Annotated in this window: 10 protein-coding genes; 5 read left to right on the top strand and 5 right to left on the bottom strand. The window is 67.3% G+C overall.

Annotation, left to right across the window (positions count from 1 at the left end; translation table 11 throughout):
* Positions 1-301 (bottom strand): ATP-binding cassette domain-containing protein (locus tag RT567_RS08810; protein ID WP_313575838.1); only part of this gene is annotated, 301 nt, incomplete at its 3' end.
* A 186-nt stretch (positions 302-487) separates the two neighbouring features.
* On the opposite strand from RT567_RS08810, the gene acnA reads away from it, so the two are divergent.
* From acnA to RT567_RS08795, 3 genes are all read left to right on the top strand, one after another.
* The gene (gene acnA, locus RT567_RS08805; protein WP_313575836.1) at positions 488-3,193 is read left to right on the top strand and encodes an aconitate hydratase AcnA; all 2,706 of its coding nucleotides are present in this window, start codon (positions 488-490) and stop codon (positions 3,191-3,193) included.
* A gap of 164 nt (positions 3,194-3,357) precedes the next feature.
* The gene (locus RT567_RS08800; protein ID WP_313575834.1) at positions 3,358-3,825 is read left to right on the top strand and encodes an antitoxin Xre/MbcA/ParS toxin-binding domain-containing protein; all 468 of its coding nucleotides are present in this window, start codon (positions 3,358-3,360) and stop codon (positions 3,823-3,825) included.
* A 7-nt stretch (positions 3,826-3,832) separates the two neighbouring features.
* Positions 3,833-4,309: an RES domain-containing protein gene (locus RT567_RS08795; RefSeq protein WP_313575832.1), complete on the top strand. Its 477-nt coding sequence runs from the start codon at positions 3,833-3,835 to the stop codon at positions 4,307-4,309.
* Positions 4,310-4,315: 6 nt separating this feature from the next.
* Here RT567_RS08795 and RT567_RS08790 read toward each other — a convergent pair whose 3' ends face one another.
* On the bottom strand, positions 4,316-5,203 hold the full coding sequence (locus tag RT567_RS08790; protein WP_313575842.1) for a hydrogen peroxide-inducible genes activator: 888 nt from the start codon (positions 5,201-5,203) through the stop codon (positions 4,316-4,318).
* Between the two features lie 113 nt (positions 5,204-5,316).
* Positions 5,317-7,545 (bottom strand): catalase/peroxidase HPI, encoded by a 2,229-nt coding sequence (katG, locus tag RT567_RS08785; RefSeq protein ID WP_409516160.1) that lies wholly within the window; start codon positions 7,543-7,545, stop codon positions 5,317-5,319.
* Between the two features lie 282 nt (positions 7,546-7,827).
* Between katG and RT567_RS08780 the strand changes: the two genes are divergently transcribed.
* A complete protein-coding gene (locus tag RT567_RS08780) occupies positions 7,828-8,382 on the top strand; it encodes a peroxiredoxin (protein WP_313575830.1) in 555 nt (184 codons plus the stop codon).
* 210 nt (positions 8,383-8,592) lie between these two features.
* Positions 8,593-9,126 carry a carboxymuconolactone decarboxylase family protein gene (locus RT567_RS08775; protein WP_313575828.1) on the top strand — a complete coding sequence of 178 codons (534 nt, stop codon included), beginning with the start codon at positions 8,593-8,595 and terminating at the stop codon, positions 9,124-9,126.
* A gap of 77 nt (positions 9,127-9,203) precedes the next feature.
* Here the strand turns inward: RT567_RS08775 and RT567_RS08770 are convergent, their stop codons facing one another.
* Both RT567_RS08770 and lnt read right to left on the bottom strand, forming a co-directional pair.
* Positions 9,204-9,629 carry a helix-turn-helix domain-containing protein gene (locus RT567_RS08770; protein ID WP_313575826.1) on the bottom strand — a complete coding sequence of 142 codons (426 nt, stop codon included), beginning with the start codon at positions 9,627-9,629 and terminating at the stop codon, positions 9,204-9,206.
* Between the two features lie 107 nt (positions 9,630-9,736).
* Positions 9,737-10,753 (bottom strand): apolipoprotein N-acyltransferase (gene lnt / locus RT567_RS08765; RefSeq protein WP_313575824.1); only part of this gene is annotated, 1,017 nt, incomplete at its 5' end.

The raw sequence follows: 10,753 nt of genomic DNA, 5'->3' as shown, positions 1-10,753 counted from the left end.
AGCCCAACTCCTGCCGCGCCGTGCGCTGAGGCTTCAGGCCCTCGTGGTGGCCCAGCAGGTGAAGCGCCGCGCGCCGCGCCGTCTCGGCCTCGACCTCGCCGCCCGCATCATGAAAAACGACCGCGCCCGCATCGGGTCGGATAAAGCCCGCCACCGCGCGCAGCAGGCTGGTCTTGCCCGCCCCGTTGGCTCCGGTCAGGGCCGCCGCCTCGCCCGCCGACAGGGCGAAGGACAGGCCGCCGAACAGCCGCCGCTCGCCGCGCGAAAGGCTCAGGCCCGCGATCTCCAGACGGGTCAACATTTGCGAGTCTCTCTCAATGTCCACGTCAGGGGTGTGGATACATGGACGGCCCTCGCGCGCGGGACTATATGCGCTAGCGCCGCAGCAGGCTTTCGCCGCGCGCGCCGGGGACCTGTGCGCCCCGACGTCCAGCGCGCGAAGGCGCAACCGAATTGTCGGGCGGCGTTTGTCAGAGGACTACTCTCCATGCCGTCGATTGACAGCCTCAAGACCCGCCTGGACCTCGCGGTCGGGCGCAAGAAATACGCCTATTACAGCCTTCCCGCCGCCGAGGAAGCCGGTCTGGCCGGGATTTCCCGCCTGCCGCGCTCGATGAAGGTGCTGCTGGAGAACCTGCTGCGCAACGAAGACGGCGTCTCCGTCACCGAAGCCGACCTGAAGGCCGTCGCCGCCTGGATCGAGAACAAGGGCGCCGTCGAGCACGAAATCGCCTTCCGTCCGGCCCGCGTGCTGATGCAGGACTTCACCGGCGTTCCGGCCGTCGTCGACTTGGCCGCCATGCGCGACGCGATGGACAAGCTCGGCGCCGACGCCAAGAAGATCAACCCGCTGGTCCCGGTCGATCTGGTCATCGACCACTCGGTCATGGTCGACCACTTCGGCAACGCCCAGGCCTTCGGCCAGAACGTCGAGCGTGAGTATGAGCGCAATATCGAGCGCTACAACTTCCTGCGCTGGGGCTCGTCGGCCTTCAACAACTTCCGCGTCGTGCCGCCCGGCACCGGCATCTGCCACCAGGTCAACCTCGAAAACCTGGCCCAGACCGTCTGGACCGCCGAGGAAGGCCGCAAGACCGTCGCCTATCCCGACACCGTGGTCGGCACCGACAGCCACACCACCATGATCAACGGCCTGGCCGTTCTGGGCTGGGGCGTCGGCGGCATCGAGGCCGAGGCCGCCATGCTTGGCCAGCCGATCCCGATGCTGATCCCCGAAGTCATCGGCTTCAGACTGACCGGCAAGCTGCCCGAGGGCGCGACGGCCACCGACCTGGTGCTGACTGTCACCCAGATGCTGCGCAAGAAGGGCGTGGTCGGCAAGTTCGTGGAATTCTTCGGTCCCGCCATCGCCGGCATGACCATCGAGGACCAGGCCACCATCGCCAACATGGCCCCGGAATACGGCGCCACCTGCGGCTTCTTCCCCGTCTCGCAGGCCACCATCGACTATCTGACGGCCACCGGCCGCGAGAAGGCGCGCGTCGCCCTGGTCGAGGCCTACGCCAAGGCTCAAGGCCTGTGGATCGACGAGACCTCGGAAGACCCGATCTTCACCGACGTCCTGGAGCTGGACATCTCGACGGTCGTGCCGTCGCTGGCCGGTCCGAAGCGTCCGCAGGACCGCGTTGAACTGACCGTCGCCGCCCCGTCGTTCGAAGAAGCCCTGACCGGCGTCTTCGCCCGTCCGACCGACGCCCCGCGCGCCGCCGTGGAAGGCGAAAGCTTCGACATCGGCGACGGCGATGTGGTGATCGCCGCCATCACCTCCTGCACCAACACCTCCAACCCGTCAGTCCTGATCGCCGCCGGTCTGGTGGCGCGCAAGGCTCACGCCCTGGGCATGAAGCCCAAGCCCTGGGTCAAGACCTCGCTGGCTCCCGGTTCACAGGTCGTCACCGACTATCTGACCGACGCCGGCCTGCAGAAGGATCTGGACGCCCTGGGCTTCAACCTGGTCGGCTACGGCTGCACCACCTGCATCGGCAACTCGGGTCCGCTGGATCCGGCCGTGTCCAAGGCCATCAACGACAACGGCCTGGTCGCCACCTCGGTCCTGTCGGGCAACCGCAACTTCGAAGGCCGCGTGAACCCGGACGTCCAGGCCAACTACCTGGCCTCGCCGCCGCTGGTGGTCGCCTACGCCCTCGCCGGTTCGATGCGCATCGACATCACCAAGGAGCCGATCGGCAAGGACAAGAAGGGCAATGACGTCTTCCTGAAGGACGTGTGGCCGACCTCGGAAGAGATCGCCGCCATCCAGAAGAAGTCGGTCACGCCCAAGATGTTCGCCAAGCGCTACGCCGACGTCTTCAAGGGCGACGAACACTGGCAGGCGATCGCCGTCACCGGCGGTCAGACCTATGAGTGGGAAGACACCTCGACCTACGTCCAGAACCCGCCCTACTTCGAGGGCCTGACCATGGAGCCCGCTCCGGTCACGGACATCGTCGAGGCCCGCGTGCTGGGCATCTTCGGCGACTCGATCACCACCGACCACATCAGCCCGGCCGGTTCGATCAAGAAGGCCTCGCCCGCCGGTCAGTACCTGACCAACCACGGCGTCGACGCCCTGGACTTCAACAGCTACGGCGCCCGCCGCGGCAACCACGAAGTCATGATGCGCGGCACCTTCGCCAACATCCGCATCCGCAACAAGATCACCCCGGACATCGAGGGCGGCGTCACCAAGCACTTCCCCTCGGAAGACACGATGTCGATCTACGATGCTGCGATGCGTTACCAGTCGGAAGGTCGTCCGCTGGTCGTCTTCGCCGGCAAGGAATACGGCACCGGCTCGTCGCGCGACTGGGCGGCCAAGGGCACCCGCCTGCTGGGCGTCCGCGCCGTCATCGCCGAAAGCTATGAGCGCATCCACCGCTCGAACTTGGTCGGCATGGGCGTCGTCCCGCTGCAGTTCAAGGAAGACGGCTGGCAGAAGCTGGGCCTGACGGGCGAAGAGATCGTCACCATCCGCGGCCTGACCGACGCCAACGTCGGCAAGCTGAAGCCCCGCCAGGATCTGTGGGTCGAAATGTTCCGTCCGTCGGACGGCAAGATGGCCCGCTTCCCGGTCCGCTGCCGCATCGATAACCAGACGGAGCTGGACTACTTCAAGGCCGGCGGCGTCATGCCCTACGTCCTGCGCAACCTGGCGCGCGGCGATGAGAAGTAAGAGGGTCTCAAGCAGCGCGAAAGCGCGTTAGACCAACCAGAATAAAGGCCGGCGGAGCGATCCGCCGGCCTTTTTTCTTGGAGGCCGACCGACACATTCCACTCATCCCTTGCCGCCTCGCCGTCTGACGCCCATATTATCGTCAGATGACGAAAGCCGCCGCCATGACCCCCCTCGACCTCTACGCCTCGCCAGAGACCCTGCCCGCCAGCGACGCGGCGCGGATCGGCAAGCTTCTGGGCCTGAACGACAATGAGACGATGGACGACGTGGCCCTGGCCGAGCGGGTGTCGCAAGGCTTGAAGCCCGCCGCCGCCGCCGCCCTGGGCCAGGTCATCGGCATGCCCCGCGTGGTCGGCCAGATCATTCCCGAGGCGACGCTGCGGCGCGCCCGCACCAGCCGCAAGCCCCTGTCCCGCGAGATGAGCGAGCGCCTGTACGAGGTCGGCCGCGTGGTCGACGCCGTGGGCCGCGCCTATCGCGGCGACAGCGCCGCCGTGGTCCGCTTCCTGAACCGTCCGCATCAGCTGCTGAACGGCCGCACCCCCCTGGCCATGGCCCAATCCAGTTCGGCGGGGGCCGAGGCGGTAATCAATCTGGTGCGCCGCGCCGACGCCGGCTTCGCGGTCTAGGTCCGGCATGCACCGTCGGCTAGACGACGCGCTCAAGGGATTCCGCATCGGCGATCCGCGCGGCGAATACCCCATCTGGAGCGACGGCGGCTCGCGCCGGGCTTCCGGCCGCTGGCACGAGGCGGGCCAGAAGGTGATCTACGCCGCCGAGCACTATTCCACCGCCATGCTGGAAAAGCTGGTCCACTTCGGCGGCGAGTTGCCGCTGGGCCAGCATCATGTGGAGATCCACATCCCGGCGGGCGTCTCCTATGAAGTGGTCAACCCGGACCTGGTCCCCGGCTGGGCCGAGCCGGGCGGGGCGGCCGCCCGCGCCTTCGGACGGGCCTGGCATGCGGAAGGCCGTTCGGCCCTGCTGATCACGCCCTCGGTCGTGGCCCGGATGGAGCGTAATTTCGTCTTCAACACCACGCATCCCGACTTCGCCCGCATCAAGCCGGGCTTGGAGACGCCGGTCTGGTGGGACAGCCGCCTGTTCGGCTGACGCGGCTCAGTCCAGCTTCAACGCCTCGGCCAGCAGGCGCGCCTCAGCGGCCCGGCTGGATCCGGCCCGCCAGGCGACGACGATCTCGCGGTGCGGGGCGTTCTCGGCGATGGGACGCATGACCACGCCGGGCTGATCGGCCAGGCCCGCCTTCACCGCCATATTGGGCAGGAAGCTGACCCCCAGGCCGGACGAAACCATCTGCACCAGCGTCGGCAGAGTGGTCGCTGCGAAGACGTCCTCGCCGCGCGGCGCCTCGATCTTCACCGCCGCCAGGGCCTGATCGCGCAGGCAGTGACCGTCCTCCAGCAGGATCAGATCCTCGGACTTCAGCAGACCTTCAGGGATGGGCCCGGCGCCGTCCAGGGCATGACCGGCGGGCACGGCGGCCAGGATTTCATCGTCGCCGATACGGGCGTGGTCGATGCCCGGCGCGTCGTAGGGAAGGGCGATGACGGCGGCGTCCAGCTGCCCCGCCTTCAGGGCGCTGATCAGCCGCGGCGTAAGATCCTCGCGCAGAAAGAGGCGCAGACCCGGATAGCGGTCGCGCAGACCCGGCATGGTCCTGGGCAGCAGGAAGGGGGCGACGGTCGGGATGACGCCCAGACGGAACCGGCCCGACAGTGGCTTGCCGGCGTTGCGGGCGGCCTCCACCAGATCCTCGGTGCGCGCCAGAACGTCCTCAGCCCGCTTGACCGCCTCGGCGCCCACGGCGGTCAGGATCACCGCCCCGCGCGTGCGCTCGACGACAGGCGCGCCCAGTATCTTCTCAAGCTCCTGAACGCCCGCCGACAGAGCCGGCTGGCTGACGTGAGCGGCTTCGGCGGCGCGGCTGAAGGAGCCGTGCTCGGCCAGGAGCTTGAGATACTGAAGCTGACGCAGGGTGGGGAGCATGCGAGCGACATAGGGGCTCGCGGCCCAGAGAGCAAAATCCATGATGCAGCTCCGAACGCTTGCGGGCGCCGCCGATCGACGGCGCCCGCGTGGTGTTCGGCCTCGCGGCCCTTTTAGGCGGCCAGGTCGTAGCGGTCGGCGTTCATCACCTGGACCCAGGCCGACACGAAGTCGCGGACGAACTTCTCGCCCGCATCGGCCGAGGCATAGACCTCTGACAGGGCGCGCAGCTGGGCGTTGGAGCCGAACACCAGATCGGTGCGCGTCGCCGTCCACAACTCTTCGCCGCTGGCGCGGTCATTGCCGGTGAAGACCTCGTCGGCGCTGTCGTCCACCTGTTTCCAGGCCGTACCCATGTCCAGCAGATTGACGAAGAAGTCGTTGGACAGGACGCCAGGACGATTGGTCAGCACGCCGTGGGTCGAGCCGCCGTAGTTGGCGCCCATGACCCGCAGACCGCCGACCAGCACCGCCATCTGCGGAGCGCTGAGCCCCAGCAGTTGGGCGCGGTCGACCATCAGCTCCTCAGTCGGCACGTTGAACCGCACCTGCAGATAGTTGCGGAAGCCGTCGGCGCGCGGCTCCAGCACGGCGAAGCCTTCGACGTCGGTCTCCTCCGGCGAGGCGTCCGTGCGGCCGGGGACGAAGGGAACCTCCGTCGCATGACCGCCGGCGCGGGCCGCCGTCTCGACCCCGACGCCGCCGCCCAGAACGATCAGGTCGGCGATCGACACCGTCTTGCCGCCCGAGGCCTGACCGTCGAACTCAGCCTTAATCGCCTCATAGGCCTTCAGCACGCGGGCCAGCTGTTCCGGCTGATTGACGTCCCAGTCCTTCTGCGGAGCCAGGCGGATGCGGCCGCCGTTGGCGCCGCCGCGATGGTCCGAACCGCGATAGGTCGAGGCCGAGGCCCAGGCCGTCTGCACCAGTTCCGCCACCGTCAGACCCGAGGCGGCGATCTTGGCCTTCAACACCTTGATGTCGGCGGCGTCGATCACCGGCCCCTGCTGCGCCGGAATCGGATCCTGCCAGATCAGGTCTTCAGCCGGAACGTCGGCGCCCAGGTAGCGGGCCTTCGGCCCCATGTCGCGGTGGCACAGCTTGAACCAGGCCCGCGCGAACGTATCGCCGAAATAGGCCGGATCGGCACGGAACCGCTCCATGATCTTGCGGTACTCGGGGTCGATCTTGAACGCCATGTCGGCGGTCGTCATCATCGTCGGCACGCGCTTGCCCGGCGTATGGGCGGCCGGGGCCAAAGTCTCGGGCGGATTGCCGATCGGCTGCCACTGCTTGGCGCCCGCCGGGCTGCGGACCAGCTCATAGTCGTGGTCCAGCAGCATGTCGAAGAAGGTCATGTCCCAGGTCGTCGGCGTCGGCGTCCAGGCCCCCTCGATGCCCGAGGTGATGGTGTGATCGCCCACGCCGCTCTCATGGCCCGAGATCCAGCCCAGGCCCTGCTGGGCGATGTCCGCGCCCTCGGGACTGACGCCGACCTTGCTGGCGTCGCCGGCCCCGTGCGCCTTGCCGAAGGTGTGGCCCCCGGCGGTCAGGGCGGCCGTTTCCTCGTCGTTCATGCCCATGCGGGCGAAGGTTTCGCGGATGTCGCGGGCCGAGGCCAGGGCTTCGGGCACGCCGCCGGGGCCTTCCGGATTGACGTAGATGAGGCCCATCTGGATGGCGGCCAGCGGTTCTTCCAGCGCCATGCCCTTGTCGGGCTGGATGCGGGTCTCATTGCCGTCTTCGCCGACCCACTGCTCCTCGGTGCCCCAATAGACGTCCTTTTCCGGCTCCCAGACGTCGGCGCGGCCGCCGCCGAAGCCGAACACCGGACCGCCCATCGATTCAATGGCGACGTTGCCGGCCAGGATCATCAGATCCGCCCACGACAGCTTGGCGCCGTACTTCTGCTTGATCGGCCACAGCAGGCGGCGCGCCTTGTCCAGGTTGCCGTTGTCCGGCCAGGAGTTCAGCGGAGCGAACCGCTGCTGGCCGGCGCCCGCGCCGCCGCGCCCGTCGCCGGTGCGATAGGTGCCGGCCGAGTGCCAGGCCATGCGGATGAAGAAGGGACCGTAGTGGCCGTAATCCGCCGGCCACCACGGCTGGCTGTCAGTCATCAGGGCGGTCAGATCGCGCTTGACCGCCGCCAGATCCAGCGACTTGAACGCCTCGGCGTAGTTGAAGTCGTCGCCCATCGGATCGCCGTTGATCCCCTGCTGATGCAGGATGTCGAGCGACATCTGATTGGGCCACCAGTCGCGATTGGTGCGTCCCAGCAGCGAGCGCACCGCGTCTTTCTTCATCGGGCGGCCCTTGGGGGCCCCGTCGGTGTTGCCGTCCATGATCGTTCCTCCTCAGGTTCGAAGCCTCGAGGCTATGACCGCTCAGGCGGAAAGGAAAATCGATTAACTTGTTCGCGATCACAGAAGAAACTTATAGCGAAGCCTGAATTCGCTTCGCAGGCCTCGCTTATCAAGCACGCGCGGCTTGATAGATTAAATCTATCCTCATGCGTCAAATCATCGATTTGACTTCACGCCGGGAAAAGCCGATCCCCTGTCCATCGACGGCGTCCTCCCCTATCGACGCCGCCGAAATCTTTTATCATCGGATGGAGAAGCGCGATGCTCGGCGTCGGTCAAAAACTGCCTGAATTCAAGATCATCGGTGTGAAGCCGGGCTTCAACGCTCACGAAGAGAACGGCGTCTCGGCGTTTGAAGCCGTCACGCAGGACAGCTTCGAGGGCAAGTGGAAGGTCATCTTCTTCTACCCGAAGGACTTCACCTTCGTCTGCCCGACTGAAATCGCCGCCTTCGCCAAGCTGGGCAAGGACTTCGAGGACCGCGACACCGTGGTTCTGGGCGGTTCGACCGACAACGAGTTCACCAAGCTGGCCTGGCGCCGTGACCACGCCGACCTGAGCAAGCTGCCGATCTGGCAGTTCGCCGACAACGGCGGCAAGCTGGCCCGCGCCCTGGGCGTGCTGGACGAAGAAGAAGGCGTGGCCCTGCGCGCGACCTTCGTCGTCGACCCGCACAACGTCATCCAGCACGTCTATGTGACCAACCTGAACGTCGGCCGTTCGCCGGAAGACACCCTGCGTGTCGTCGACGCCCTGCAGACCGACGAGCTGTGCGCCTGCAACCGCCCGGTCGGCGGCGACACTCTGGCCGCGTAAGTACTGGTCCAGACAGGCCCGGACCGCGTGAGTAGGGTCCGGGCCGCCCCTCGAAAGAGGCGGCGGCGGGCGACTGTCGCCGCCTTTTTCATGCCTGCTTTGTTGTTGGGGGCGCTATGCTCGGCTCACGGAGCCTCGCGGCTTGAGCGCCCACCCAAGCCATGCGGCTCTAGTCATGAGTGATAGCCGCTTCCTGAAAGGAACACGAAAATGTCCCTCGACGCCCTGCGCGACCTGATCCCAGCCTATGGCAAGGACATCTCGCTGAACCTGTCCTCGCTGGCCAATGAGACCGTGCTGAACGATCAGCAGAAGTGGGGCAGCTTCCTGGCCTCGGCGCACGCCATCGGCGTCGGCCCCGTGGTCAAGCTGATCGAGGCCCAGGCCGCGACCGTCATGACGCCCGAAGCGATGAACGCCGCCAAGGCCGCCGCCGCCATCATGGGCATGAACAACATCTACTATCGCTCGCTGCACCTGATGAAGAACCAGGAGTACACGACGCTGCCGGCCAAGCTGCGGATGAACATCATCGCCAATCCGGGCGTCGACAAGCTGGACTTCGAACTGTGGTCGACCGCCGTCTCGGCCATCAACGGCTGCGGCGCCTGCCTGGACGCCCACGAAGGCGAACTGCGCAAACACGCCGTGCCGAACGTCCAGATCCAGGCCGCCCTGCGCATCGGCGCCGTGGTCCACGCCGCCAGCCGCATCGTCGCCTCAGAGACAGCGCTGAACGCCTGATCCCAAGCGGGCTCTAAAACAGGAAAAGGCGCGGATCGCTCCGCGCCTTTTTCTTTGTCTGCGGTTTCGCCCAGGCGTCAGACTGAATCCGCGCCTTCGCTCCCGTCCTCGATCAGTTCACGCATCAGATCGACCACCAGCTTCTGTTGGCGCGACGACAGGCGCGGCGCCAGGCGGCCGATCTCGATGGTCTGACGGGTGGCGGGGAAGTCATGCACGAAGGGCTCGGCCTCGCCCTCGGCCATCCCGGGCTGAACCGCGCCGGTCAGCCCGTCGAAGAAGTAGCCGATGTCCACGCGAAAGAAGCGGGCGATGTCCCACAGCTTGGACGCCGAGATCCGGTTGGCGCCCTTCTCGTACTTCTGCACCTGCTGGAAGGTCACCCCCAGCGCCTGGCCCAGATCGGTCTGGTTGTAGCCCAGGGCGATGCGCTTCTCGCAGACGCGCCGCCCCACATGCCGATCCACCAGATGGGGACCATCAGTCCCGGAACCCCTGACCATGTCCTGCCCTCTTCCCTGTTTTTCTTTTCGACATGCCGCCGCCCTCGGCTTCTGTCATGCGTTTTCGCGTCATAGGGGCGCCGCCGGCACGACGCCCCCTGATAGGGTTAACGCCCCAGCTGCGCATTTCCGGCGCGGCGTCGCCCCGCGACCAGCATTATAATCAGCAAGACGGCGAACCCCAGATCGCCCCAGCGACCGTAGAGCGTCGGCGCCGCCGCCTGCGGCAGACGCACGTCGATGATCCCGGCCTGGCCGGGGTCCAGCCGCTTGCCTTCGACGATGCGGCCCCACGGATCGATCATGGCCGAAACGCCCGTCGGCGTCGCCCGCGCCACCGGCAGGCCGGTCTCCAGCGCGCGATAGGAGGCCAGGTTCAGATGCTGGCGCGGGCCCGAAGTCTTGCCGAACCAGGCGTCGTTGGAGACGTTGACGATCCACGCCGGGCGCGTCGCCGCCGTCGCTGGCGTGAAGCCCGGATAAAGGCTCTCGTAACAGATCAGCGGCTGCACCGGCGGGGCGTTGACCAGGCTGATCGGCGCGGGCGGCGGACCGGCGCTGAAGTCGGCCGGCACATGCACCAGGCTGCGCACGCCGATCTTGCTCATCAGCTCGCCCATCGGCAGGTATTCGCCGAACGGCACCAGCCGGTGCTTGTCGTAAATCGGGCCGATGCGCAGGCCCGCCGCTCCTTCGTCGTGCAGGGTGAACAGGCTGTTGTAATAGCGAGCCCCGGTCTCGGCGCCGGGGTCCGGCTCGCCCCGGCTCAGGCCCGCTAGCAGAGTCTGGCCCGTCTGCAAGGCCGCCGCCACCGCTTGGGCGTCCGGCGAGGCGAACAGGTCGTTGGCCGTGGTCGGCAGGGCGCCCTCCGGCCAGATCACCACGTCGGGCAAGGCGGCGGCGGGCTGGGCGGTCAGCTCCAGATAACGGCCCAGGATGGCGTGATAGGCCTCGGGGCTCCACTTGTAGTCCTGGGCGATGTCGGCCTGGACCAGACGCACCAGGGTCGGCGTCTCCACCGCCTGCGCCGAGGACAGGCGCACGGCGCCGAAGACGAACAGGCCGGCCAGGGTCAGCACGCCCAGCCCCGCCGCGATCAAGCGCGACCGTCGCGGCCCGGCGTC

The sequence above is a fragment of the Brevundimonas sp. genome (assembly GCF_032107865.1).
In the GTDB taxonomy this organism is placed as follows: domain Bacteria; phylum Pseudomonadota; class Alphaproteobacteria; order Caulobacterales; family Caulobacteraceae; genus Brevundimonas.
This window is presented reverse-complemented; position numbering and strand designations above follow the sequence as displayed.